The 26056-nt window shown below is 71.9% G+C and carries 21 protein-coding genes; 7 read left to right on the top strand and 14 right to left on the bottom strand.

The genetic code is table 11. From position 1 onward, the window contains the following. Positions 1 to 70: 70 nt before the first annotated feature. From cydC to E1288_RS11730, 9 genes are all read right to left on the bottom strand, one after another. Positions 71 to 1684, bottom strand: coding sequence for a thiol reductant ABC exporter subunit CydC (gene cydC / locus E1288_RS11690; RefSeq protein ID WP_132484381.1), 1614 nt, complete (start codon positions 1682 to 1684; stop codon positions 71 to 73). Positions 1685 to 1689: 5 nt separating this feature from the next. Continuing rightward, a complete protein-coding gene (cydD, locus tag E1288_RS11695; protein ID WP_165968076.1) occupies positions 1690 to 3291 on the bottom strand; it encodes a thiol reductant ABC exporter subunit CydD in 1602 nt (533 codons plus the stop codon). Next, positions 3288 to 4064, bottom strand: a complete 777-nt coding sequence (locus E1288_RS11700) for a cytochrome d ubiquinol oxidase subunit II (RefSeq protein WP_132484208.1) — start codon at positions 4062 to 4064, stop codon at positions 3288 to 3290. The genes cydD and E1288_RS11700 overlap by 4 nt, the downstream gene beginning before the upstream one ends. A gap of 11 nt (positions 4065 to 4075) precedes the next feature. Continuing rightward, entirely contained in the window at positions 4076 to 5347 is a 1272-nt protein-coding gene (locus E1288_RS11705) for a cytochrome ubiquinol oxidase subunit I (RefSeq protein ID WP_132484210.1), read from the bottom strand. Positions 5348 to 5456: 109 nt separating this feature from the next. Further along, positions 5457 to 6122: a response regulator gene (locus E1288_RS11710; RefSeq protein ID WP_132484212.1), complete on the bottom strand. Its 666-nt coding sequence runs from the start codon at positions 6120 to 6122 to the stop codon at positions 5457 to 5459. Continuing rightward, on the bottom strand, positions 6119 to 7279 hold the full coding sequence (locus E1288_RS11715; protein WP_132484214.1) for a sensor histidine kinase: 1161 nt from the start codon (positions 7277 to 7279) through the stop codon (positions 6119 to 6121). The genes E1288_RS11710 and E1288_RS11715 overlap by 4 nt, the downstream gene beginning before the upstream one ends. After that, entirely contained in the window at positions 7276 to 8043 is a 768-nt protein-coding gene (locus tag E1288_RS11720) for an ABC transporter permease (RefSeq protein WP_132484216.1), read from the bottom strand. The genes E1288_RS11715 and E1288_RS11720 overlap by 4 nt, the downstream gene beginning before the upstream one ends. A 9-nt stretch (positions 8044 to 8052) precedes the next feature. Beyond that, entirely contained in the window at positions 8053 to 9027 is a 975-nt protein-coding gene (locus E1288_RS11725) for a S1C family serine protease (protein ID WP_132484218.1), read from the bottom strand. Positions 9028 to 9092: 65 nt separating this feature from the next. Further along, positions 9093 to 9908, bottom strand: a complete 816-nt coding sequence (locus E1288_RS11730; RefSeq protein WP_132484220.1) for a TerC family protein — start codon at positions 9906 to 9908, stop codon at positions 9093 to 9095. A 292-nt stretch (positions 9909 to 10200) separates the two neighbouring features. Between E1288_RS11730 and E1288_RS11735 the strand changes: the two genes are divergently transcribed. Further along, complete coding sequence (locus tag E1288_RS11735) at positions 10201 to 10887, top strand: GntR family transcriptional regulator (RefSeq protein ID WP_132484222.1); 687 nt, start codon at positions 10201 to 10203, stop codon at positions 10885 to 10887. Positions 10888 to 10893: 6 nt separating this feature from the next. Then, positions 10894 to 11790, top strand: a complete 897-nt coding sequence (locus E1288_RS11740; protein WP_132484224.1) for a phosphotransferase family protein — start codon at positions 10894 to 10896, stop codon at positions 11788 to 11790. A 16-nt stretch (positions 11791 to 11806) separates the two neighbouring features. On the opposite strand, the gene E1288_RS11745 is transcribed toward E1288_RS11740, so the two are convergent. Both E1288_RS11745 and E1288_RS11750 read right to left on the bottom strand, forming a co-directional pair. Next, the gene (locus E1288_RS11745) at positions 11807 to 12640 is read right to left on the bottom strand and encodes a class I SAM-dependent methyltransferase (protein ID WP_132484226.1); all 834 of its coding nucleotides are present in this window, start codon (positions 12638 to 12640) and stop codon (positions 11807 to 11809) included. Then, positions 12637 to 13542 carry an NAD(P)/FAD-dependent oxidoreductase gene (locus tag E1288_RS11750; RefSeq protein ID WP_408013267.1) on the bottom strand — a complete coding sequence of 302 codons (906 nt, stop codon included), beginning with the start codon at positions 13540 to 13542 and terminating at the stop codon, positions 12637 to 12639. Before E1288_RS11750 ends, E1288_RS11745 begins: the two co-directional genes overlap by 4 nt. A gap of 65 nt (positions 13543 to 13607) precedes the next feature. On the opposite strand from E1288_RS11750, the gene E1288_RS11755 reads away from it, so the two are divergent. Then, complete coding sequence (locus E1288_RS11755) at positions 13608 to 14174, top strand: helix-turn-helix domain-containing protein (RefSeq protein WP_132484230.1); 567 nt, start codon at positions 13608 to 13610, stop codon at positions 14172 to 14174. A gap of 22 nt (positions 14175 to 14196) precedes the next feature. Here the strand turns inward: E1288_RS11755 and E1288_RS11760 are convergent, their stop codons facing one another. The 3 genes from E1288_RS11760 to E1288_RS11770 are packed head-to-tail and all read right to left on the bottom strand — an operon-like array spanning position 14197 to position 18911. Next, the gene (locus tag E1288_RS11760; RefSeq protein WP_132484232.1) at positions 14197 to 15138 is read right to left on the bottom strand and encodes a 2Fe-2S iron-sulfur cluster-binding protein; all 942 of its coding nucleotides are present in this window, start codon (positions 15136 to 15138) and stop codon (positions 14197 to 14199) included. 42 nt (positions 15139 to 15180) lie between these two features. Next, positions 15181 to 16998: an NAD(P)H-dependent oxidoreductase subunit E gene (locus E1288_RS11765; protein ID WP_132484234.1), complete on the bottom strand. Its 1818-nt coding sequence runs from the start codon at positions 16996 to 16998 to the stop codon at positions 15181 to 15183. Then, positions 16989 to 18911, bottom strand: coding sequence for a molybdopterin oxidoreductase family protein (locus E1288_RS11770; protein ID WP_132484236.1), 1923 nt, complete (start codon positions 18909 to 18911; stop codon positions 16989 to 16991). The genes E1288_RS11765 and E1288_RS11770 overlap by 10 nt, the downstream gene beginning before the upstream one ends. A gap of 445 nt (positions 18912 to 19356) precedes the next feature. Between E1288_RS11770 and E1288_RS11775 the strand changes: the two genes are divergently transcribed. From E1288_RS11775 to E1288_RS11790, 4 genes are all read left to right on the top strand, one after another. Next, positions 19357 to 21057, top strand: coding sequence for a thiamine pyrophosphate-binding protein (locus tag E1288_RS11775; protein WP_132484238.1), 1701 nt, complete (start codon positions 19357 to 19359; stop codon positions 21055 to 21057). A gap of 11 nt (positions 21058 to 21068) precedes the next feature. Then, on the top strand, positions 21069 to 22295 hold the full coding sequence (frc, locus tag E1288_RS11780; RefSeq protein ID WP_132484240.1) for a formyl-CoA transferase: 1227 nt from the start codon (positions 21069 to 21071) through the stop codon (positions 22293 to 22295). Between the two features lie 2 nt (positions 22296 to 22297). After that, a complete protein-coding gene (locus E1288_RS11785; protein ID WP_132484242.1) occupies positions 22298 to 24427 on the top strand; it encodes an acetate--CoA ligase family protein in 2130 nt (709 codons plus the stop codon). Between the two features lie 221 nt (positions 24428 to 24648). Continuing rightward, positions 24649 to 26055, top strand: coding sequence for an Nramp family divalent metal transporter (locus E1288_RS11790; protein WP_132484244.1), 1407 nt, complete (start codon positions 24649 to 24651; stop codon positions 26053 to 26055). The last annotated feature ends 1 nt before the right edge of the window (position 26056 follow it).

A 26056-nucleotide genomic window follows, 5' to 3' on the forward strand; every position in this document is an offset into this window, starting at 1 on the left:
CTCTTCCCGGCTTCGGTGAACGATCATCCTGCGCCGCGGCGACAATTCAGTCAATGTTTCAACCAAATGATCACCGGGCGCCGACGAGCAGCTCCGCCTCCCAGAGATCGAGGTAGGGGCCGGGGACGGCCACCAGTTCGTCGTGCGGGCCGCGTTGCACGATCCGGCCGCGATCCAGGACGAGCACCTCGTCGAACTCCGGCAGGCAGGCCAGCCGGTGCGTGACGACGACCGTCGTGCGGCCGGATCGCGCGCGCAGGACACCGGCGAGCAGTTCGTCCGCCAGCCCGGTCTCCAGGGATTCACCCGGTTCGTCCAGGAGCAGCACCGGCGGGTCGGCAAGCAGCGCCCGGGCCAGCAGCAGGCGCTGCCGTTGGCCGCCCGAGATGTCCTGGCCACTCTCCCCGACGAACGTGTCGAAGCCCGCAGGCAGGCCGCGGATCCAGCCGAGCAGTCCGGCCTGCGCCGAGGCGCGTGCCAGCTGCTCATCGGTGGCATCCGGTGCGGCCAGCCGCAGGTTCTCCCGGATGGTGGTGTCGAAGACGTGCGCGTCCTGGGTCACCGCACGGGTTTCCGGGCGCTCGACCCGCCCGGTCGACGGCTCGACCAGCCCGGCCAGGACTCCGAGCGCGGTGCTCTTGCCCGCCCCGCTGGCGCCGACGATCGCAACCGTCCGGCCCGGCTCGATGACCAGGTCGATACCGCGCAGCGCCGGAGCCGCGTAGTGCACCGACACGTCGTGGAGGGCGAGCCTTCCCGCGTTCGCCTGCGGATCCGGCTTCGGCGCGACGGTCACCAGCTCGGCGACCCGCCGCAACGCCGGACGGTGTTCGGCGTACTTGCGCGCGGCTTCGATGAGCGGCAGAACCGGCTCGAATGCCGCCAGCGCCAGGAATCCCACCACTGCGGCCGTGACCTGCTGACGGCCGTCGAGCAGCGCGAGCCACGCCGCGCCCACCGCGGTCAGGCCCTGGACCGCGATCCCGGCCGCGGTCAGGAAGCCGGCCGCCCGGGCGGAAGCCCGCTCGCGGCGGACGATCCGCGCGGTGTGCTCCCCGGCTCGGGCCGTCGCCCCGGCGGTGGCGTTGAACGCGGCCAATTCCCTTGCGCCGTCGACGAGATCCGCACTGGCCACCGCGAGCAGCGCACGATCCTCCGCTGCCGCAGCCAGATTCCTGCCCGTCATCGGCACCGCGAGCAGCGGCACCACCACACCAGCCAGCAGCAGGCCCGCGACCAGCACCGACCCGGCCGCCGGGGCGACCGCGAGGCACACCAGCGCCGACGAAGCGCCCACGACGAGGGCTATCGCCGCTGGTGACAGGCAGCGCAGCAGCAACTCCTGCACGCTGTCCACGTCGGCGATCAGGCGCGCCAGCGCGTCACCGTCGCGCAACGGCGGTCGCCCGAGCCTCGACCGGAACACCTTCGGCCGGAGCTCGGCGACCACGCGCAGCGCTGCGTCGTGCCCGGCGAGCCGCTCCAGGTAGCGGAACGTGCCGCGCGCCAGCGCGCAGGCTCGGACGCCGACGATCGCCAGGCTCAGCGCGGACAGCGCGGGCTGCTCCGCGGCGCGGGCGATCAGCCAGGCCGCCAACGCCATCAGGCCCACGGCGCTGAGTTCGGCCACCATTCCGCACGCCACCGCGGCGAGCAGCCGAGGCGCGCGGAAGAGCCGCAGCATCGCGATCACGCCGCCACCTCCGCCGGGGATTCGACGACACCGCCGCGAATCCGGATGACCCGGTCGGCCGTCGCGAGCAGGGCGGGGCGGTGCGCGACCACGATGGCCGTGCGGCCGTTGAGCACCGTCGCCGCCGATGCCGCCAAGGCCGACTCGCTGTGCAGGTCCAGCCGCGCCGTCGGCTCGTCCAGCAGCACGATCGGCGCGTCCTTCAGGTAGGCGCGGGCGACGGCGATGCGTTGCCGCTGACCCGCCGACAGGTCCGCCCCGCGCTCGCCCAGCCGGGACCGGTAGCCCTCCGGTCGCCGTTCGACGAACTCCGCGGCGTGCGCAGCGCGGGCCGCCGCGCGCACCTGCTCCATCGATGCCTCCGGTGCGCCGAGGCGGATGTTGTCGGCCACGGTCGCGGCGAACAGGTGCGGGTGCTGCGGCACCCATGCCACCCGGCGTCGCCACCGGTCGATGTCGAGATCCCGCAGGTCGACGCCGTCGACGAGGATCCGCCCGCTCTCCGGCGCCACGAAGCCCAGCAGCAGGTGGAGCACCGTGGACTTGCCCGCGCCGCTGGGCCCGACCAGCGCGACCCGCTCCCCCGGGCGGACCACGAACGAAACCCGGTCCAGCACCGGGGTTTCCTGGCCGGGGAAGCGGACCGTCACCTCGTCGAACCTGATCTCGCCCGCCATCGCGCGGCGCCGGCCGCCCGGCTCGCCCGTTGGGCGGTCGAGGATCTCGAACGCCTCCTCGGCCACGGCCATCCCCTCGGCCCCGGCGTGGAACCGGGTGCCCAGCGCGCGCAGCGGGATCAGCGCCTCCGGCGTCAGCAGCAGCACCAGCAGGGCGGTGTCGAGGTGGAGGCCGCCGGCGAGCAGGCGCAGGCCGATCGGCACCGCCACCAGCGCGATCGCCAGCGAGCACACGACTTCCAGCACGAAGCCGGACAGGAACGCCACGCGCAGCGCGCCCATCGTCGCCCTGCGGTGCTCGTCGGCCATCCGACCGATCACCGCCGCCTGGCGCTCGGCCCGCCGGAAGACCCGCAGGGTGGTCAGCCCGGCCAGGACGTCCCGGAAGTGCCCGCCCAACCGCCGGAGGTGCGCCCACTGGTGCCGGGTGACGTCGCGGGTGCGCAGCCCGATCACCGCGCCGAACAACGGGATCAGCGGCATGGTCGCGGCGACGATCAGCGCCGAGGACCAGTCCGCGAAGCCCAGCCGCACCAGCACCAGCGGCGGCACCGTCGCCGCCACCACCAACTGCGGGACCACGCCGGTGAGCAGGGGCTCCACTGCGTCGAGCCCCCTGGTGACGAGCGTGGTGAACGATCCGCTCGACCGCTGCGAGCCCGCGCGGGCCAACAAGTCGCGGCGCACCGCCGCCTTCGCGTCCGCCGCAGCGCGCTGGATCAGCGCACCACCGGCCCACGCGGCGCAGGCCCGCAACACGACCGCACCCGCCAGCCACGGCAGGTAGCCGGGGTCGAGCCGGGCGATGGCGCGGGCCAGCAGATCGGCTTGCGCGATGATCAGCGTGCCTTGCGCCAGCGCCAGGCACGCCAGGGCGATCAGGACGGGTCGGGGCAGCAGTCCCAGCAGTCGCTTGTTCACAGGTACGACGGCCTTTCCACCCGGCCCCGGCACACCCACCACGAGTAGGCCTGCGCGGCGATCAGCAGCGGCGTGATCACCAGCATCGCCGGGAGCAGCAGGCCCAGCGTGCCGGGATCGGCGGCGTTGTCCAGCAGCGGTAGCCGGATTCCCACCACCAGGCACAGCACCACCATCGCCGCCGACGTCAGCGCGAACGCCCGCCGCTCGTCGCCGCGCCCGAACAACGCCCTCGCCCGCTGGTGCAGCGGACCGGACAGCCGAAGCGCGGCGAAGGCCAGCCCGTGCACCGCGAACACCGCCGCGATCGCGACCGCAGCCAGCACCGCGCCGGGCCCGGTGACCACGGCGTGGATCTGGCCAGCCAGCAGGCCCGAGAACATCCAGCCCCAGCTGAGCGCGACCGCCCAGCTGCCACCGATGATCGTCGCGTCGCAGATCGCCCACCAGGCCCGGGCATCCGCCCGGCCGCGCAGCCACAGCCCCATGTCGCGCAGGATCCAGCCGCACAGCAGCAGCACCACCGCCGGGAACAGGCCGCTGAGCAGTTCTCCCTCCAGTTCGGGGAAATTGCCGACGAGGACGCCGGCGGTGGCCACCAGCCAGACCTCGTTGCCGAGGAAGAACGGGGCGATGGCGGCGATCACCAGGCGGCGTTGCGCCGCGTCGCGGCCCAGCACCAGCAGCAGCATGCCCACCCCGATGTCCGCACCGCCCAACAAGAAGTAGCCGAGGGCGAAAACGCCCAACGCCACGACGGCCAGCAGTTCCACGAGCGGTCTCCTCACAGCGACGCGGTGATCGGGGTCGGGCGGACTTCGGCCTCCGGGCGACCCAGGGCGACCTGGTCGGGCGCGCGACCGGCCTGGCGCAGCAGCAGCACCCAGTTCACCACCAGCAGGAGTCCGAAGAGGACGGTGAAGGCCACCAGCGATGCCCGCATCGCCGCCGGTGACACGTCGGAGACCGCGTCCCGGGTGAGCAGGACGCCGTTGATCACCCACGGCTGGCGGCCCATCTCACGGAACACCCAGCCGGCGAGCATCGCGATGTAGGGCAGCGGGATCGCCGCCACCAGCAGCAGGTGCCACGGCCGGAACCTCAGGACCACCGGCCTGAACAGGGCCAGCAGCGCGCTCGGCAACAGCAGCAGGAACATGAACCCGAACGCCGCCATCATCACCGAACCGCCGGCGCTCACCCACGCCTCCGGCGGCACGTAATCACCGGCACCGAAGCGGGCGACCTGCTCCGCCTGCAACCAGGCGATCTCCGCCTGCCTGCCGCCCCACACCGCGAGCTTCATCGGCTGGTAGTCACCGACCACGTCGAACTGGATCCCGCCCGCGGTCGCGGTCACGAACAACGCCGGAAGCGCGGTGAACACCCCGATCCGCAGCGACTTGGTGAACAGATCCGCCTCCGGGTCGCGGCGGAACAGGCGGTAGGCGCTGATCCCGGCGACGAAGAAGCCTGCCGTGACGAGCGCTCCGCCCAGGATGTGCCAGAACGCCGCGATCGACGCCGGATTCGTCAGCACGGCCCAGGAATCGGTCAGCCGCAGCTCGTCGCCGACCCGCTCGTAGCCCACCGGGTTCTGCAGGAATCCGTTGGAGACCATGATCCAGTAGGCCGAGGCGTACGCAGTGATCGTGACGCCCCAGATCAGCCCGAGGTGCACCCAGCGGTTCAGCCGGCCCCAGCCGAAGATCCACAGCCCGAGGAAAGTCGACTCGACGAAGAACGCGACCAGCGTCTCCATCGCCAGCGACGCGCCGAAGACGTTGCCGGCCTGGTGCGTCAGCCCGCTCCAGGCCAGGCCGAACTGGAACTCCATCACCAGCCCGGTGACGATGCCGACGGCGTAGTTGATCACGTACAGCTGGCCCCAGAACCGGGTCATCCGCTGGTGCACCGGATTCCGGGACAGCGTCGCCCTGGTCTGGATGCACGCCACCAGCGTCGCCAGTCCGATGGTCAGGGCGACGAACAGGAAGTGGCCGCCTGCGGTCAGGGCGAACTGCAGGCGCGCCAGATCGAGGGTCTCGGGATTCACGCCGACAACACTGGCGGCGAGGCGCACCCCGGGTCGTCAGTCCAGAGCGGACACTTCGGCTACCGCCGCGGTTGCGCCCTAGGGGCGATCCCTTACGCCTGGAGTTGCGCTACTCCAGCCAGCCCGGCGTGATCAACGCGGATTCGTAGGCGAAGACCACCAGCTGCGCCCGGTCGCGCGCGGCCAGCTTGCTCATGATCCGGCTCACGTGCGTCTTCGCCGTTGCCGGGCTGAGCACCAGTCGCCCGGCGATCTCGTCGTTGGACAGGCCGCGCGCCACCAGCGTCAGCACCTCGCGCTCCCGGTCGGTGAGCGAGTTCAGCCGGGGGTGCGGCGCCGGCCGGTCGGCGCGGTCGGCGAACTCCGCGATCAGCCGCCGGGTGATGGCCGGGGCGAGCAGCGCGTCGCCGCGGGCCACCACCCGCACCGCGTGGATCAGCTCGGTCGGCTCGGTGTCCTTGACCAGGAAACCGCTGGCCCCGGCGCGCAGCGCGGCGTAGACGTAGTCGTCCAGGTCGAAGGTGGTCAGGATGATCACCTTCACCGCCGCCAGCTTCGGGTCGGCGGCGATCCGGCGGGTCGCCTCCAGCCCGTCCAGGTCCGGCATCCGGATGTCCATCAGCACCACGTCGGGCCGCAGCTCCGCGGCGCGGCGCACCGCCTCGGCGCCGTCCGGCGCCTCCGCCACGATCTCGATGTCGTCCTCGCTGCCCAGGATCGACCGGAAACCGGCGCGCACCAGCGTCTGGTCGTCGGCCAGCAGCACCCGGATCACGTGGCATTCCTCCAAGGCAGGCGAGCGTGCACCCGGAAACCGCCGGACGGGCGCTGCCCGGCCGAGAATTCCCCGCCGAGCGCCTGCGCGCGTTCTTCCATCCCCCGGATCCCGTTGCCCCGGTGGGTGTTCCGGCCCGCTGCGCCGGCTCCGTCGTCGTCGATCTCCACCCGCACATCATGATCGGAATACCGGATCCGCACGCAAGCCGTGCGCGCGTCGGCGTGTCGGGTCACGTTCGTCAGCGCCTCCTGCACGATCCGGTAGCCGGCGAGGTCGACCTCCGGCGGCAGCGGCCGGACCGGCCCGGCGAGTTCGGTGCGCACCGCCAGCCCGGCGACCCCGGCCTGCTCGACCAGCGCGTCGATCCGGGCCAGGCTCGGGGTGGGCGCGGTCGGCGCCGCCTCGTCGACCTGGCGCAGCACGCCGAGCGTGGCCCGCAGGTCGCGCAGCGCGTCCTTGCTGGCCTGCTTGATGGACACCAGCGCCGGTTCCGCCTGGCCCGGATCGGCGTCGAGGCGGTGCAGCGCGGCCCCGGCCTGCACGTTGATCAGCGAGATGTGGTGGCCGAGCACGTCGTGCAGCTCCCGCGCGATCCGCAACCGCTCGTCGCTGGCGCGCCGGCGCGCTTCCTCGTCCTTCTCCCGCTCGGCGGCCAGCATCCGCTGCTCGGCCTCGCGCAGGTAGGCGCGTCGGTTGCGGACCAGGCCGCCGATCGCGACCGCCGCGACAAGCCACCCGGCCAGCAGGTACGTCGAAGTGTTGTCGAGGTGCCGCCGGCCGGACCCCACCTCGCCGTAGCCGACCAGGAGCATCGCCGCGACGGCGAGGACCGCCGCCACCGCGGTGCGCCCCTCGGCCGCCACCGTGAACAGCGCGACCGCGAACGCCAGCACCAGCGGCCCGTCGAAGGTGCTCAGCGGGTAGTAGAAACCGCACGCCACCAGCGTGAACAGCGCGACCGGCACCGGGAACCGGCGGCGGAGGAGCAGGGCGGCGCAGGCGGCGGCGATCAGCAGGCCGTCCAGCAGGTGGAAGTCGGCGAACGTGGTGGGGAACCGCAGCAGCCCGGAACCCACGACCATCGCCGCGACCACCAGCGCGAGCGCCGCATCGGCGGCCCGCCCGTGCAGGGGCCATCGCCGGGAGTCCGTCATGACCGGAAGAATAGGCGCGCTCCGGTGCGCGTCAGCAGGCCGCGCGCGACGATCTCCAGCACGACCAGGATCGCCACCGACTCCACCGCCAGCAGCGCCACCAGCACGTACAGCTGGACGATCCCGGCCTGGACGGGGCTCGCGCCGCCGAGCAGCATCCCGACGAACGCGCCCGGCAGCGTCACGGTGCCCACGGTGCGGGTCTGGTCCAGCGCGGGCACCAGGGCGCTGCCGGCCACCGGCCGAACGATCTCCAGCCGCGCCGCGCGGTCCACGAGCCCCAGCGCCAGCGCGGCCTCCACCTCACCGCGCCGCTGCTGCAGCTCGTCCAGCAGCCGCCGCCCGGCCAGCGCGGTCGCCACCAGCGCGCCGCCGATCAGCTGGCCCACCAGCGGGATCAGCACCAGCCCGGTCAGCGGGACCGCGCCGGTGACGACGAGCAGCAGCACCGCCGGGGCGACGCCGGCGGCGATCGGCAGCGCCGCCCACAGCCACGTGCGGTCGCCGGTGATCCGCCGCCCGGCGGTGTGCGCGGCGATCGCGAACATCAGCACGATGAACAGCGCCGCCAGGGCGGTCCACCGGACGATGTAGGCGATCAGCAGCGATACGACGAGCAGCTGCACGGCGCCGCGCAGGCCGGCGAACAGCACGTCCCGGTACCGCGCCATCCCGCCTAGGCCGGCGACCGCCGCGGCGGTGACCAGCAGCAACGCGATGGCCACACCGAGCGCCGGCGTGACCGGGATGGATCCGGAGAGCACCGTCCGACTCTATGCTGCCGGGCCCGCTCCGCCCGCCTGGCTCCGGCCGTCCCGGAGTTCCACGGGTTCGGTGATCACGTCGACCAGCGCGCCGTTGCGGGTGACCGTGATCTGCAGCGGCCGGCCGATGGCCTCCGCGAACATCAGCCGCTGCAGGCCCTGCGCGTCGCGCACCGGGCTGCCGCCCGCGGTCAGCACCAGGTCGCCGCGGTGCAGTCCGGCCCGGGCCGCCGGGCTCTGCCGCACCACGTCGACGACCCGCAGCCCGGTGTTCTGCCCGGTGCGTTCGGCCAGGTCGTCCGGCAGCGGCGCCGGGATGGTCACCAGGCCCAGGAAGGCGCGGCGGACCCGGCCGTCCCGGACCAGCGAGTCGACGATGCGCTGAGTGGTGGCGTTGATCGGGATCGCCAGGCCCAGGCCGACCCCGGCGACCGCGGTGCTCACGCCCACCACGACGCCCCGCGCGTCCGCCAGCGCGCCGCCGGAGTTGCCGGGGTTGAGGGCGGCGTCTGTCTGGATCACGTCCTCGATGATCCGGGCCGCGTTCCCGCTGCGCACGGGCAGCGACCGGCCCAGCCCGCTGACCACGCCGGCGGTGACCGATCCGGCGAGCCCGAGCGGATTGCCCACGGCGACGACGAGCTGCCCGACCACCAGCCGGTCGCTGTCGCCGAGCCGGACCGGCGGCGGCGTTTGCCCGGCCGCCCGGACCACGGCCAGGTCGGAGAGCGGATCCGTGCCGACGACGGTGAACGGGGCGCTGGTGCCGTCGGCGAAGCGCGCGGTACCACCGCCGGCGCGGCCGATGACGTGCGCGTTGGTCAGCATGAAGCCGTCGGCCGTGAACACCACCGCCGATCCGGCGGCCTCACCCCATTCGCCGGACGAGTGCAGGCTCGCCACGCTGGGCGTGATCGCCGCCGCGACGGCCGCCACCGTCCGCGAGTAGACGTCCAGTTCGTCGAACCGATCCTCCGAAGCCATCGCGGGCCTCCAACCGGAATCTCGTGGTCCTTCCAGAACGCCGGGCGGCCCGCGCGAATTCCGGATCAGGGCGAGGGCGCCCGCGCAGCGGTGATCGCGCTCAGCGCGGCGACCACGGCGATCATCCCGAGCGTCAGCTCCGTCACCTGCGCGTCCGGCGCGGTTCCGGTCGCCCCGGCCAGCACCGCCTTCACGCCGATGAACACCAGCACCACCGCGAGCCCGGCCGAGGCGTCCGGGATCCGGTCGATCAGGCCGGCGACCAGGCGGAACAGCCGGTGGAAGCCGAGCAGGGAGAACATGGCTGCGCAGAACGCCAGGTAGGCCCCGCCGGTCACCGCCGCCGACACCGAGAACAGGCCGAGCACAGCGGCCGCCAGCACTGCCGCGGCCGGTGCGGCTCCGGATCTGCCCAGCACGGCCGGGAGCGTCGCCGCGTCGTCGTGGCGGAAGACCGGCCACGCGGCGGCGAGCACGCAGGCGCCGAACAGCGCGGAGATCCAGGCGATGACGGAGGCGCTCGGGATGCCGAACGCGATCAGCCCGCACCGGGCCAGCGCGGAAGCGGCCACGCCGAGGACCACGACTCGGCGCCGATCCCGCGCTCCGCTGGTGATCAGCACGAACACCACCAGCGCGTCGACCGTCACCGCCAGCGAACTGCCCCACCCGGAGAAGAACGCCCCGGCGCTCGGGGCATCGCCGACGGCGAGCACCGCGGCGCCGAACAGCGCGGCGAGCAGGAGGTAGCCGCCGACGGCGAGCGCGTCGTCGCGCGGCGACGGTTCAGGCCGCGCCCGCCAGCCCGAGGCCAGATCGCGGGCTACGAGCGCGAGCAGGATTCCCGCCGTCGCGAACCACAACAACGCAGGCACGTGCATGAGCGCCTCCGGCTGGGAGGATCGCTTGTCCCCCGCAGGCCGCTGTTCGGCCCAGCACCAGTGGTTCTAGCCCCGCCGCGCACGCCATGTCCAGCAGCACCAGGCCGTTCCATCCGTTCGGCCCAGCGCTCCGTCCCATGTGGACGATCACGTCAGGCGGGGCGTCGCCGCGGGTTCCGGAGTGACGCATACTGTATGCTAAAGCCATCGGGCAAAACACCCGAGCCGACCGCAAGCGCACCGATCGACCAGGACCGCCGGGCGGACCTGGCCCAGCCCCGGAGTTGACCGCATGTCGCTGACCTCGAAACTGCCGCAGGGCATCGCCGCGCGCCAGGTCGCGCGCCCGGTCCCGCTCCGGGAAACCGTCTACGAAGCCATCCTGGAACTCATCATCACCGGCGAGCTCAAGCCCGGCCAGCACCTGGTCGAGAAGGAACTCGCCGAGCTGCTCGGCGTTTCCCGCCAGCCGGTGCGCGAAGCGCTGCAATGGCTGAAGAAGGACGAATGGGTCGACCTGCGGCCGGGCTACGGCGCGTTCGTGCACAGCCCCACCCCGGACGAGGCCGACCAGCTGCTGAGCGTCCGCACGCTGCTGGAGGCCGAGTCCGCCCGGCTGGCGGCGCTGAACTCGACCAAGGAGGGCGTAGCCGGCCTCAAGCAGGTCTACAAGCGCGGCGTCCAGGCCCTCAAGGCCGACGACATCGACGAGATGGTCGCGGCCAACGCCGAACTGCACCACCTGATCACCGAGATGTCCGGCAACAAGATCCTCAAGGAGATCGCGGCCCAGGTGGCACGCCGGGTCCGCTGGTACCACACCCCGGTGGCCAAGTCCCGGGGCAAGAAGTCCTGGGACGAGCACTCGGCCCTGATCGACGCGATCAGCAAGGGCGAGGCCGACCGGGCGGCCCGGCTGATGCGCGAGCACACCGAGCACACCCGCGAGACCTACCTGGCGCAGAACTCCGAGGGCTGAGTCGGCGTGACGGTCTCGACGAACTTGACCGCGCGGCAGGTGGCTTCGCTGGTCGCGGATGCGTTGGCGCTGCGCGGCCCGCTCGAGGTACGCCCGATCGACGAGGGCGGGGAGCACCTGGCGTGGTCGGTGGGCGAACGGCACGTGGCGCGGTTCGCCGCGGACGCCGGGTCGACGCGTCGGCAACGCCGCGAGCTCGCGGTCCGCGACCTGCTCCGCCACCGCGTCGGCGTGGCGCTGCCCCGCTCGGCGGCCGCCGGCGAATGGGCACCCGGCCTGGCGTTCACAGTGGACGAACGCCTGCCCGGAACTTCCGCGGAGGCGCGGCCGGTGTCCGCAGCGGGCGAACGGGACCTGGCGGTGATGCTGTCCGGGCTACGGGCGGTGCCCATCGCCACCGCCGCCGGACTGGGTGTCCCGACTGCTGCCGAGCGCGATGTCCCCGAGCTGGTGCGCGAAGCGGCGGCCGCCGCCGGCCGGCTCGCGGCGCAGGACCGGCTGCGGGCGGAATGCGCCCCGGAGCGGCTGGCTGTGCCGGTCGGCCCGCCGCGGGCGCAGGTCCTGCTGCACGCCGACTTGAAGGGTGAGCACCTGCTCGTCGACGAATCCGGCGCGATTTCCGGCGTGCTGGACTGGACGGACGCCGAAACAGGCGATCCGGCAACGGATGTCGCGGGGCTCGTCATCTCGGTCGGTGCACCCGCCGCCGCCCGCATCGCCGAGCGAGCGGGGTACGGCGAGGACCTCGTCGCCAGAGGACTCGTGATCGCCCGTTGCGACACTGTCATCCGGCTCGACGACCTGCTCAACGGCGACGACGACAGCCCCGAGGCCCTGCTTCGCGACCAGCTCGCCCGCGCCTGGCAGCCGACCCCGCTCGACGAGCGCTCCGGGTCGCGTTAGCCACCCGGAACGCGCATCAGGATCCCGGCCTGCGGCCGAAGTGCACCGTTTTGGCGGTCAGCAGGAACAGGTCCTGCCGCCGGTCGATGCCCGCCGGATCGGCCGGGTCCAGCAACCTGTCCAACGTGACCACGTCCTCGGGGTCCAGGACCTCGGCGAAAGCCCCGCGCTGGCGCTCCAGCAACCGGCGCACGTACCGTCGCGGCCCGTCGGCCAAGGGCGCCGGGCGGTCGACGAGGAAGGTCTTGCTGCGCGCGTCGGTCAGGCCTGCCGCGCGCAGCATGCCGGGCCAGTCCTCCAGCACCCGCACCGATCCGGGCTGCTCGGCCCGCATCTGGGCGAACCGGTCCGCCGTGGCCGCGTCCAGCCGGGTCTGCAGGCCTGGACGCCCGAAGCCGAGGTCGCGCGGTAGCCAGCGCTCCGGCAGCCCGCCCTCGACGATGGTCAGCACGCCGCCGGGCGCGAGCAGCCCGGCCAGCCGGTCCAGCGCGGCCTGCTGATCGCCGACGTGGTGCACGACCTGCCCCGACCACACCAGGTCAGCCGGTTCCAGGCCGTCCAGGCCCGCCGGGAACTCGGCCACCCGCGTGCGCACCTCGACACCGGACCGCTCGGCCCGCCGCTCGGCGCGCGCCAGCAGTTCCGGCGTCCCGTCCACGGCCGTGACCTCGGCTTTCGGAAACGCCGCCGCCAGCAGGCAGGCCACCACCCCCGGACCGCTGCCGATGTCCAGGATCCGTTGCGGCGCAAGGTGTTCCAGTTCCCCGATGGCTTCCCGCACGTACGGGTCGTGCGTTTCGCCCTCCCGCTCCAGCATGTCGGCCATCGCCGCCCAGTCGACGTCCTTCACCGCGCCACTTCCAGCAGATCCGCTTCCACCAGGTCTGCGTTCACCGCGATCGCGGCCTTCCCGCCGGCCGCCGCCGCGTTCACCACCTGGGCACGCGGGTCCACCACGTTGCCGACGGCCCACACCCCCGGCACGCTGGTCAGCCCGCCCTGATCGACCCGCACCCAGCCGTCGTCGCCGCGCTCGCAGCCCAGCCCGGTCAGCAACGCGTCGTTGGGCACGAACCGGGGCGGCACGAACAACACGGTCAGCGCCTCGACGGTCCCGTCCGCCAGCCGCACGCCGCGCAACTCGTCGCCCGCCACCTCCAGGCCGCCGACCGCGCCGTCGACGATCCGGACGCCGCGCGCGATCAGCTTCGCGCGGCTGTCGCCGTCCAGGGTTTCGGCGAAGAACACCACGTCGTCCGACCACTGCCGCACCAGCAGGGCCTGGTGCACGGCCCCCTGCTGCCAGCCGAGCACGCCGAACCGCTGGTCCCGGACCTCCCAGGCGTGGCAGTACGGGCAGTGCAGCACGTCCTGCCCCCAGCGTTCCCGCAGGCCGGGGACCTCCGGGAGCTCGTCGCGCAGTCCGGTGGCCACGATCAACCGGCGCGCCCGCACCACGCGGTCGGCCAGCTCGACGTCGAACTCCCCGCCGTCGCGCCGCACCGCGCGCACCTCGCCGGCCTCGACGCGGCCGCCGTAGCTCTCGACCTCCGCTCGACCGGTGGCCAGCAGTTCCGCCGGCGGCGTGCCGTCCCGCGAGATGAATCCGTGCACCTGGTGCGCCGGCGCGTTGCGCGGCTCGCCCGAGTCGACCACGAGCACCCGGCGGCGGGCCCGCGCAAGCACGAGCGCGGCGTTCAACCCGGCGGCGCCACCGCCGATGACCAGTACGTCTACCGTTTCCGACCTCATGGCACCCACCATGCGCCCGGCCCGGCGAACTTGACAAACCTTGTTGCTGTTTCTGCAATAAGGACATGGAAGACGTCCTCGCCGCCGTCGGACCGCGGCTCAAACGCATCCGCCAGGAGCGCAACTGCACCCTCGCGGCGCTGTCGGAAACGACCGGGATCTCGATCAGCGTGTTGTCCCGGCTGGAGTCCGGGCAGCGCAAGCCCAGCCTGGAGCTGCTGCTGCCGATCGCCAACGCCCACCAGGTGCCGCTGGACGAGCTCGTCGGCGCCCCGCCGGTCGGCGATCCCCGGGTGCGGTTGAAGCCGATCCGGCAGCACGACATGACGGTGGTGCCGCTCACCCAGCACCCTGGCGGGCTGCAGGCCTTCAAAATGGTCATCGGCGCCGACCGCAGCGACCCCGATCCGCGGACGCACGAGGGCTACGAGTGGCTGTACGTGCTCAACGGCAAGCTGCGGCTGGTGCTCGCCGACCACGACGTCGTGCTCAAGGTCGGCGAGGCGGCCGAGTTCGACACGCGGCTGCCGCACTGGTTCGGCAGCACCGGGGAGGCGCCGGTGGAGATCCTCAGCCTGTTCGGGCCGCAGGGCGAGCGGATGCACACCCGCGCGAAGCCCCGCGACAAGTAGCGGATCGGGCAGGCGGACCCGGTCACGGCTCGCCCTTGCGCTCCCGGTTCTGCACGTGCTGCCAGCCGAACCGGCCCTTGATGCACAGGTTGCCGTGGCCGACCGAGCTGTCGTGCGGCGAGGTGACCCGGACTATCTCGTTGTCCTGCGTGTGCAGCGTGAGGTTGCAGCCGACACCGCAGAACGTGCACACCGTCGTGGTCTGCTGCTGCCGCGACTCGTCCCAGGTCCCCTCGCCGCGCATGTCGAACTCCGTCTTGAAGCTCAACGCGCCGGTCGGGCAGACCTCGATGCAGTTCCCGCAGTAGACGCAGGCGGATTCCGGCAGCGGCCGGGCGAACTCGGTGGAGATCCGCGCGTCGAAGCCGCGCCCGGCGACCGAGATGGCGAAGGTGTTCTGCCACTGCTGCCCGCAGGCGTCCACGCACTTGTAGCAGAGGATGCACTTGCCGTAGTCGCGGACGTAGAGGTCGTTGTCGACCTTCGCGTCCTGCCGCACGGTCGCGGCCGCGCTGCCGTCCGGCTCCTCGTGCTCTCCCGGCCGGCGTTCGTCGTGGTCGTCGGCGGGCGGCTCGGGCGGGCCGAACCGCTCCGGCCGCGCGCCGCACTCGGCCATCCACTCGCCGACCTGCGGCGTGGTCGACAGATCCGCCGAGGACGCCAGCAGTTCCAGCACCACCTTGCGGCTGCGCCGGGTGCGCTCGGAGTCGGTGCGCACCACCATGCCGGGCGCGACCTGCCGCGAGCACGACGGCACCAGCGTGCGCGAGCCCTCGACCTCCACCATGCAGACCCGGCAGGCGTTGCGGGGTTGCAGCGTGTCGCCCCAGCACAGCGTGGGGATCGAGATGCCCAGCGCCGCGCACGCGTCCAGGATCGTCGAGCCCTCCGGCACGCTGACGGTGCGACCGTCCACAGTGAACTCGACCAGGCGGCGCGGAAGCCCGATGTCGACGGCGGTCATGCCGCGCCTCCCCCGGCATCCGCCCGGGCGGCGGTGAAATCGTCACTCATGCGACCCTCCAGCTGCGAACGCGCCGAGTTGCTCCACTGCGGACTCCACCGCGTTCCAGGCCGTCTGCCCGAGCCCGCAGATGGACGAATCCCGCATCACCTGGCCGACTTCGCGCAGCAGCGCGAGGTCGTCCGCGCCGTCGCCGCGGCCCCGCGCGAGCCGCTGCAACGCCTCCTCCTGCCGCACCGTCCCGACCCGGCACGGCACGCACTGCCCGCACGACTCGTCGCGGAAGAACGCGGCGATGCGCAGCAACAACGCGGGCAGGTCGGCGGTGTCGTCGAAGACCAGCACCACCCCGGAGCCCAGCGTGGTGCCGGCCTCCCGCACGGCTTCCAGGCTCAGCGGCAGGTCCAGTCGGTCGGGCCCGACGAACCCGCCCGCCGCGCCGCCGAGCAGCACCGCGCGCAACCGCCGCCCGTCGCGCACTCCGCCGGCCAGCTCCAGCAGTTCCCGCAGGGTCGTGCCGAACGCGACCTCGTAGACGCCCGGCCGCCGCACGCTGCCGGAGAGGCAGAACAGCCGCGTCCCGGTCGACTGCTCGGTGCCGGTGCGCGCGTACTCCGCTCCGCCGCCGGTCAGGATCAGCGGCACGTTGATCAGCGTCTCGACGTTGTTGACCACGGTCGGCTTGCCGAACAGGCCGCGCTCCACCGGGAACGGCGGCTTGCTGCGCGGCTCGCCGCGGTAGCCCTCGATCGAGTTGAAGATCGCGGTCTCCTCGCCGCAGATGTAAGCGCCCGCGCCGCGGCGCAGCTCGATGTCGAAGTCGAAGCCGTCCCGGCCGAGGATGCCGCGACCGAGCAGGCCGCGCTCGCGGGCCTGGGCGATCGCGTTCCGCAGGCGGCGGGTGGCCCGCGGGTACTCGCCGCGGATGTAGAGGTAGCCGCGGGCGCAGCCGGTGGCGAAGCCGGCGATGGTCATCGCCTCGATCACGGCGAACGGATCGCCCTCCATGACCACCCGGTCCTTGAAGGTGCCCGGCTCGCTCTCGTCGGCGTTGCACACCAGGTAGTGCGGTCGCGACGGCTGGCCCGCGGTGGCCTCCCACTTGCGGCCGGTCGGGAACGCCGCGCCGCCCCGCCCGGTCAGCCGCGCCTCGGTGAGCTGCCGGATCACCTCGGCCGCGCCGATGTCCAGGGCTCTCCGGAGCGCTTCGTAGCCGCCGTGCGCCCGGTAGTCGTCCAGGCTTTCCGGGTCGACCACGCCGATCCGGCGCAGCAGGCGCAACTGCGGATCGCCGGCCTGCGGCACCGAGTCCCGCACCGGCGGCTCGCGATCACCGTCGACCGGACCGGTTCCCGCGAGATCCACAGTGGACTCGCTGGTGGCCGGGGCGACCAGTTGCGCGCGGGCCGGGTCACCGGCTTGGAACGCCAGCGCGGCCGGAGCGCGCTCGCACACGCCGAGGCACGGGCTGCGCAGCCACATCACGCCGTCGTGATCCTTGCCCGCCGCGCCCAGCGAAGCCTCCAGCGCCGCGCACACCTGCGCCGATCCGCCCGCCTTGCAAGCCAGGTCGTCGCAGACGTGCACCACCCGCGGCGGGCGCGGGCCCAGCGCGAACAGCGCGTAGAAGCTGGCCACGCCGTAGGCATCGGCAGGCGGGATGGCCAGCCGTTCGCAGATGTGGTTCAACGCGCCCGTGCTGATCCAGCCCACCCGGTCGTTGACCGCGTGCAGCGCGGGCAGCAGCTGATCCCGGCCCGCCGGCGGGCCGTGCCCGTTGCCGCCGGGTGGGCCGAGCAGCGCGTCCACCGCCGCGCGCTCGGCATCCGTCGGGGCGGCGTTGAGCAGCTTCAGATCCACAGCGCCTCCTGGTGGGCTCCGGCCGGCAGCTTGTCGACGCGGATCGCCGCGGCCTTGTACTCGGCCGTGCCCGCCACCGGATCGGTGGCCTCAATGGTGATCAGGTTGACGTCCACCTCGTCCGGGAAGTGGAACGTCATGAACGCCAGGCCCGGCCGGAGCCCGGCGTCCAGCCGGACCGGCGCGACGATAGAGCCGCGGCGCGAGGAGATCTGCACCCGCTCCCCCTCTGCCACGCCCAACGCCTCGGCGTCGGCCGGGCACAGGTCCAGGGTTTCGCCGCGCCGCATCGGCGAGTTGAAGCCCTGCGACTGCACGCCGGTGTTGTAGGAGTCCAGCCGGCGGCCGGTGGTCAGCCGCAGCGGGTACTCCTCGCTGAGCTCGTCGACCGGCGGGCTGTGCCGCACCGGCGCGAACACCGCAGGCTCGCCGCGCACGATCGGGTCGTCCGCCCACAGCCTGCTGTGCAGGTAGGTCGGTTCCAGCGAATCCTCGGAGAAGCAGGGCCACTGGATGCCGCCGAGCTCCGCGAGCCGCTCGTAGGACATGCCGTGGTGCATCGGCGAGAGCGCCCGCACCTCCTCCCACACCTGCTCTGCGGTGTCGTAGTGCCAGTCGTGGCCGAGGCGCCGCGCGATCTCGCAGATGATGTCGATGTCGTTGCGCGCCCCGCCGGGCGGATCCAGCGCCTTGCGCACCCGCTGCACCCGTCGCTCGCTGTTGGTGAAGGTGCCGTCCGTCTCGCACCAGGCCGCCGAGGCGGGCAGCACGACGTGCGCCTGCTGCGCGGTCTTGGTGAGGAAGATGTCCTGCACCACCAGGTGTTCCAGGTTCCGCATCCGCTTGAGGGTGCGACCGGAGTCGGCCTCGGACTGCACCGGGTTCTCGCCGATCGCGTACACCGCGGTGAGGTCGCCGCGATCCATCGCCTCGAACATCTGCGTCAGGTGCCAGCCGTAGCGCGGCGGGATGTTCGAACCCCAGGCCGCGTCGAACCGCTCGCGGACCTCGGGCGAGAGGATGTCCTGGAACCCGGGCAGCCGGTTGGGGATCGCGCCCATGTCGCCGCCGCCCTGCACGTTGTTCTGCCCGCGCAACGGGTTCAGGCCGCTGCCGTAGCGGCCGACGTGCCCGGTCAGCAGGGACAGGTTGATCAGCGACAGCACGTTGTCGGTGCCGTTGTGGTGCTCGGTGATGCCCAGCGTCCAGCACAGCTGGGCGCGGTCGGCGCGTGCGTAGGCGTGGGCGAGTTCCTCGATGAGCTCGGCGGGCACTCCCGTCTCCAGCGCCGCGACCTCCGGCGTCCACTGCCGCACTTCGGCGGCGTAGGCGTCGAAACCGCCGGTGGCGCGGTCGATGAAGGAGCGGTTGACCAGCCCGGACGCGATGATCTCCCGGCCGATCGCGTGCGCCAGCGCGATGTCGGTGCCGACGTGCAGCTGCAGCCAGCGGTGCGCCCACTTGGCGGTGCTGGTGCGCCGCGGGTCCACCACGTACAGCTTGGCGCCGCGGTTGACGGCCTTGAGCACGTGGTGGAAGAAGATCGGGTGCGCCTCGCGGGCGTTGGAGCCCCACAGCACGATCAGGTCGGCGTCCTCGATCTCCTGGTAGGACGACGTGCCGCCGCCGCTGCCGAAGACCTGGGCCAGGCCCGCCACGCTCGGCGCGTGGCAGGTCCGGTTGCAGGAGTCGACGTTGTTGGTGCCGATCACGGCGCGCGCGAACTTCTGCGCCACGTAGTTCATCTCGTTGGTGGCGCGGGCGCAGGAGAAGACGCCGAAGGCGTCCGGCCCGCGCTCCTCGACGGTGCGCGCGATTCCCTCAGCGGCCCGGTCGAGCGCTTCCTCCCACGACGCGGGCCGCAGGTCGCCGCCGTCGCGCACCAGGGGCTCGATCAGCCTCGTGTACCCCATTCCTGCCGCCTCCTCGATGCGGAAGATCGAGCGGGTTCTCTTCTGCAACAACGCATTCCGGCGTTTGGCACAAGCGGTCGGCGTTTCCGTTTTTCGAGCGGGAAAGCCGCTACCGAACGGCTGCCCACTGCGGGAATCCCGTGCTCGCCGGCCCGTTCGGCGGCGACGCCGGGGCAACCACCGCCAGTCAGTGTATACAGTATGTGACACTCCGGCAAGATTGCGCCACCCGCACCTCATCTGGCAATACGTCAGATTGCCACATGGCGATCCCCTGACCAGCGCGAACTCCGCCGAGAAATTCCACTGTGGACAAACACGGGGCCGCGCGGAAAGCCGAATCCGGCTATGGACACCCACCTGGTTCTGCGGTAAGCCTGAAGAGCACCTCATACGGTATGCAGTATGGAGCCGACCGTAGGCACCGGCTTGGAGGAGAGCGCAGATGGCCCAGACGACACCCGACCAAGCAGGCGAAACCGAGCTGATCTCCGGCGGTCACCTCGTCGCCAAGGCGCTCAAGGCCGAAGGCGTGGACACCATCTTCACGCTCTGCGGCGGGCACATCATCGACATCTACGACGGCTGCGTCGACGAGGGCATCGACGTGATCGACGTCCGGCACGAACAGGTCGCCGCGCACGCCGCCGACGGCTACGCGCGGATCACCGGCCGCCCGGGCTGCGCCGTGGTCACCGCCGGCCCCGGCACCACCGACGCGGTCACCGGCGTGGCCAACGCGTTCCGGGCCGAGAGCCCGATGCTGCTCATCGGCGGGCAGGGCGCGCTGTCGCAGCACAAGATGGGCTCGCTGCAGGACCTGCCGCACGTCGACATGATGAACCCGATCACCAAGTTCGCCGCCACCGTGCCGCACACCGAACGCGTCGCCGACATGGTGTCGATGGCGTTCCGGGAGTGCTTCCACGGCGCGCCCGGCCCGTCGTTCCTGGAAATCCCGCGCGACATCCTCGACGGGTCGGTGCCGCTGGAGAAGGCGCGGATCCCCGGCGCGGGCGGATACCGCGCCACCACCCGCTCCGCAGGCGATCCGGACGCCGTCGAGAAGCTGGCCGACCTGCTGGTCAAGACGGAGAAGCCGTGCATCCTGCTGGGCAGCCAGACCTGGACCTGCCGGGCGACGGACTCGGCGGTGAAGCTCGTCCGCGAGCTGAACCTGCCCGCGTTCTGCAACGGCGCCGGGCGCGGCACGCTGCCGCCCGGGGACCCGCTGCACTTCCAGCTCGCCCGCCGCTACGCCTTCGACAACGCCGACCTGATCATCATCCTGGGCACCCCGTTCGACTTCCGGATGGGCTACGGCCGCCGGCTCTCGCCCGAGGCCACCGTGGTGCAGATCGACCTGGACTACCGCACCGTCGGCCGCAACCGCGACATCGACCTGGGCATCGTCGGCGACGCCGACGCGGTGCTCACCGCGCTCGCCCAAGCCACCTCCGGGAGGCTGGACAACGGCGCGAGCGGCCGGAAGGGATGGGTGCAGGAACTGCGCGAGGTCGAGACCGCGGCCTACGAGAAGCGGCTGCCGCGCCAGCTCTCCACGGCCTCCCCCATCGACCCGTACCGGCTGGTGCACGAGATCAACGAGTTCCTCACCGAGGATTCCATCTACATCGGCGACGGCGGCGACATCGTCACCTTCTCCGGTCAGGTCATCCAGCCCAAGGCGCCCGGGCACTGGATGGACCCCGGCCCGCTGGGCACCCTCGGCGTCGGCGTGCCGTTCGCGATGGCGGCCAAGCACGCCCGCCCCGACCAGGAAGTGGTGTGCCTGTTCGGCGACGGCGCGTTCAGCCTCACCGGCTGGGACTTCGAGACGATGGTGCGCTTCGGCCTGCCGTTCGTGGGCATCGTCGGCAACAACTCGTCGATGAACCAGATCCGCTACGGCCAGATCGCCAAGTACGGCGAGGACCGCGGCCGGGTCGGCAACACCCTCGGCGACGTCGAGTACAGCAAGTTCGCCCAGATGCTCGGCGGCTACGGCGAAGAGGTCCGCGACCCCGGCGAGATCGGCCCGGCCCTGCGCCGCGCGAGGGAGTCGGGACTGCCGTCGCTGATCAACGTCTGGGTCGATCCGGATGTATACGCGCCCGGAACCATGAACCAGACCATGTACAAGTGAGGGGCCTTGACATGACTGCACTCGAAGGTGTCCGGGTGCTGGACATGACGCATGTCCAATCCGGACCGTCCGCGACGCAAATCCTGGCCTGGCTCGGCGCCGACGTGGTGAAGCTGGAGGCACCGACCGGCGACATCACCCGCCGCCAGCTGCGCGACGTCGACGACGCCGACAGCCTGTACTTCACCATGCTCAACTGCAACAAGCGCAGCATCACGCTGAACATGAAGTCCGAGCGCGGCAAGGAGATCTTCGCGGACCTGGTCGCCGATTCCGATGTGCTGGTGGAGAACTTCGGGCCCGGCACCGTGGACCGGATGGGCTTCACCTGGGAGCGGCTGCGCGAGATCAACCCTCGGCTGGTCTACGCCTCCATCAAGGGCTTCGGCGACGGCCCGTACACGCACTACAAGGCCTACGAGGTCGTCGCCCAGGCGATGGGCGGGTCGATGAGCACCACCGGCTTCGAGGACGGGCCGCCGCTGGCCACCGGCGCGCAGATCGGCGACTCCGGCACCGGCATCCACACCGTCGCCGGCATCCTCGCCGCGCTGCTGCAGCGGGCGCAAACCGGCCGGGGACAACGTGTTTCGGTGGCGATGCAGCACGCCGTGCTCAACCTGTGCCGAGTCAAGCTGCGCGACCAGCAGCGGCTCGCGCACGGCCCGCTGCGGGAGTACCCGAACGCCGCCTTCGGCGACGAGGTGCCGCGCTCGGGCAACGCCTCCGGCGGCGGTCAGCCCGGCTGGGCGGTGCGCTGCAAGCCCGGCGGCCCGAACGACTACATCTACGTCATCGTGCAGCCGCAGGGCTGGGCGCCGGTCGCGCGGCTGCTCGGGCGACCCGAGCTGGTCGAGGACCCGGACTGGGCCACGCCGGAGGCACGGCTGTCCAAACTGGACAAGATGTTCAGCATGATCGAGGAGTGGACGCTCGGCCTGGACAAGTGGTCCGTGCTGGCGGCCCTGAACGAGCACAACATCCCGTGCGGGCCGATCCTGTCCACCCAGGAGATCATCGAGGACGCGTCGCTGGCCGCCAACGACATGATCGTCACGGTCGACCACCCGGAGCGCGGCGCGTTCAAGACCGTCGGCTGCCCGATCAAGCTGTCCGACTCCCCGGTGCGGGTCGACCGCTCCCCGCTGCTCGGCGAGCACACCGCCGAGATCTTCCGGGACCGGCTGGGCATCGGCGAAACCGAACTGGCCGAGCTGAAGTCGAACGGGGTGATCTGAGCATGGCTTACGACGGTGCCCGCGTGCGGGAGGTGCTCGACGCGGTCCGGGCGGAAGGCCGGGCTGCGCTCACCGCGCCGGAGGCGAAGGTGCTCTGCGACGCCTACGGCATCCCGACCGCCGGGGAGGGCCTCGCGACCAGCGCCGACGAGGCGGTGTCGCTGGCGCGGGAGTTCGGCGGCCCGGTGGCGTTGAAGATCGTCTCGCCGGACATCCTGCACAAGACCGACGCGGGTTGCGTGCTCGTGGACGTCAGCGGCGACGAGGCGATCCGCACCGGCTACGCGCAGATCCTCGCCAATGCGCACGCCTTCACCGAGAACCCGGCGATCGCCGGGGTGCAGGTGCAGCAGATGGTCGGCGGCCACGAGGTGATCGTCGGCGCCACCACCGATCCGACGTTCGGCAAGGTCGTCGCCTTCGGCCTCGGCGGGGTGCTCGTCGAGGTCCTCAAGGACGTCACGTTCCGGCTCGCTCCCCTGTCCGCGGAGCAGGCGCGCTCGATGCTCGACGACATCGCCGCCGCCGACGTGCTGCGCGGCGCGCGCGGCAGCGAGCCGGTGGACGCCGACGCCCTGGCCGACGTGCTGCGCCGGGTCTCGGACCTGGTGTACGACTTCCCGGAGATCGCCGAGCTCGACCTCAACCCGGTGTTCGCCACCGCCGCCGGGGCCACCGCCGCCGACGTGCGGATCGTCCTGGCGACCGAGGAGAGCGCCCCGCCGGTCCGGCATTCGCCGGAGGAGATCGTGCATGCGATGCAACGGCTGATGAATCCCCGCAGCGTGGCCGTGATCGGCGCCTCCAACGAGGACGGCAAGATCGGCAACTCGGTGATGAAGAACCTGATCAACGGCGGCTACGCGGGCGAGATCCACCCGGTCAACCCGAAGGCCGACGAGATCCTGGGCCGCAAGGCCCACCGCAGCATCACCGACGTGCCCGGCGAGGTCGACGTCGCGGTGTTCACCGTGCCCGCCAAGTTCGTGGCCGCGGCGCTGGAGGAATGCGGCCGGAAGCAGGTCGCCGCCGCCGTGCTGATCCCGTCGGGGTTCGCCGAGACCGGCAACCACGAGCTGCAGGCGGAGGTCGTGGCGGTCGCGCGCAAGCACGGGATCCGGTTGCTGGGGCCGAACATCTACGGCTACTACTACACGCCGCAGAACCTCTGCGCGACGTTCTGCACGCCCTACGACGTGCGCGGCGGCGTGGCCCTTACGTCGCAGAGCGGCGGCATCGGCATGGCCATCCTGGGCTTCAGCCGCACCACCAAGATGGGCGTGTCGGCGATCGTCGGGCTCGGCAACAAGTCCGATGTGGACGAGGACGACCTGCTGACGTTCTTCGAGCAGGACGACAACACGCACTGCGTGGCGATGCACCTGGAGGACCTCAAGGACGGCCGGGCCTTCGTCGAGGCCGCCCAGCGGGTCACCAAGAGGAAGCCGGTCGTGGTCCTCAAGGCCGGGCGCACGGATCTCGGTGCCAGGGCCGCCAGCTCGCACACCGGCGCGCTGGCGGGCAACGACAAGGTCTACGACGACATCCTGCGGCAGTCCGGCGTGGTCCGGGCGCCCGGGCTCAACGAGATGCTGGAGTACGCGCGCGGCATCCCGGTGCTGCCCACGCCGAAGGGCGAGAACGTCGTCATCATCACCGGCGCGGGCGGCTCCGGCGTGCTGCTGTCGGACGCCTGCGTGGCGGCCGGGCTGCGGCTGATGGACATCCCCCCGGACCTCGACGAGGAGTTCCGGCGCTACATCCCGCCGTTCGGGGCGGCGGGCAACCCGATCGACATCACCGGCGGCGAGCCGCCCAGCACCTACGAGGCCACCATCCGGCTGGGGCTGCGGGACCCGCGCATCCACGCGCTGGTCCTCGGCTACTGGCACACCATCGTCACCCCGCCGATGGTGTTCGCGGAACTCGCCGCTCGGGTCGCCGAGGAGGCCCGCGCCGACGGCGTCGACAAGCCGATCGTGGTGTCGCTGGCCGGTGACACGGAAGTCGAGAAGGCCGCCGAATACCTCTTCGACCACGGCATCGTCGCCTACCCCTACACGACCGAGAAGCCCGTTGCGGTGCTGGGCGCCAAGTACCAGTGGGCCCGCGCCGCCGGCCTCCTCGGCTGAGTCCGGTGCAGGTCGGCGATTTCGCGCGAAATCGCCATCCGGCACGCGTGGCGAGCGGCGATTTCGCGCGAAATCGCCACTCCCCCGCGGGCATCGCACCGGCTTGAAGTAGTCCAACCAGGGCAAGGAGGTCCGATGTGGACGCTGAGAGAGCGCCCGGGAGAGATCCAGAACCTGTAATAGGACGAGACGAGGTCTGGCGGGCCGGCGGGCTGGAGCCGATGCCGATCCGCAAGCTGCCCGAGTCGCCGCCGTCGGTCCACCTGCTCGGCCCCACGGTGTTCCTGGTCGCGCTCGGGGTCGGCATGGGCGAGTCGTACATGTGGCCCAGGCTGGTGCTGGTCTTCGGCCCCGAGATCCGCTGGCTGTTCCTCATCGGGGTCACGCTGCAGGCCGTGGTGATGCTGGAGATGGCCCGCTACGCGATGGCCACCGGCGAGAGCATCTTCTCCGGCGCCGCGCGGGTGGCCAAGCCGGTGATGTGGTTCTTCTTCGTCACCGCGATCGCCGTCTACATCTGGCCGGGTCACCTGTCGGCGGGCGCGGCGGCGCTGGAGGAGATCACCGGCGTGCCGTGGGTCGTGTCGGCGTGCGTCGGCCTGCTGCTGGTCGGCGTGGTGTTCACGCTGGCCAAGGTGATCTACAACCTGCTGGAGAACGTGCTGTCGGTGCTGATCGGGCTGCTGGTGGTCGGCACCGCGGTGGTGGCCGCGATGGTCGGCGACCTCTCGGACCTGACCGCCACCATCACCGGGATGTTCCACTTCGGGTACTTCCCGGCGGAGGCGATGTCGCCGTCGTGGTTCCCGGTCGTGGTGGGCTCGATCGCCTTCGCCGGGCCGTCCGGCATGCAGCAGATGTGGTACACGCTGCACCTGCGCGACAAGGGCGCCGGGATGGGCGCGCACATCCCCCGCATCCGCGGCCTGCGGCACGCGGGCGAGGAGGAGGCGATGCCCTCCCGCGGGTTCATGTTCGACACCACCGATCCCGACGAGATGCGCAAGTGGAAGGGCTGGCGGCGCTGGGTCACCTTCGACGCGCTGCTGCTGTTCTGGGGCATCACCATGCTGGTGACGATCTCGTTCACCGTGCTGGCGCAGTCGGCGGCGCGGGAGAACCCCGGCGTGCGCGGGCTGATCGAGTCCGGGGAGCGGGAGGCCGCGCTGGGCGCGATGGCCGACGCGTTCTCGGCGGCGGGCGGCCCGGTGCTGGGCTCGGTGTTCCTCGGGTTCATCGCGCTGATCGGGCTGAACGCGACGCTGGGCCTGTTCGACTCGTTCTCCCGCGGCCAGGCCGACATGACCTACCACTTCGTGCCGGGTGCGCGGCGCTTCCGGATGTCGCACCTGTACGCGGCGTTCCTGTGGGGCGTCATCGCCTTCGGCATCCTGATCCTGCTGTTCGGGCCGGCGGACGGGCCCGGCGCGATCCTGGACGTCCTCGCGTTCCTGTCCACCTTCGCGATGGGCGCCTACTGCGTGGTGCTGCTGCTGGTGAACAACCGGATGCTGCCGCGCCCGATCCGGCCGCGGTGGTGGAGCAACGTGATCATCGGCTTCGGCGCGGTGTTCTACCTCGGAATGCTGTTCTACAGCCTCGTCGAGTACGGAGTGGTCGTGAGCTGAC

This window comes from Saccharopolyspora elongata, from assembly GCF_004348985.1.
In the GTDB taxonomy this organism is placed as follows: domain Bacteria; phylum Actinomycetota; class Actinomycetes; order Mycobacteriales; family Pseudonocardiaceae; genus Saccharopolyspora; species Saccharopolyspora elongata.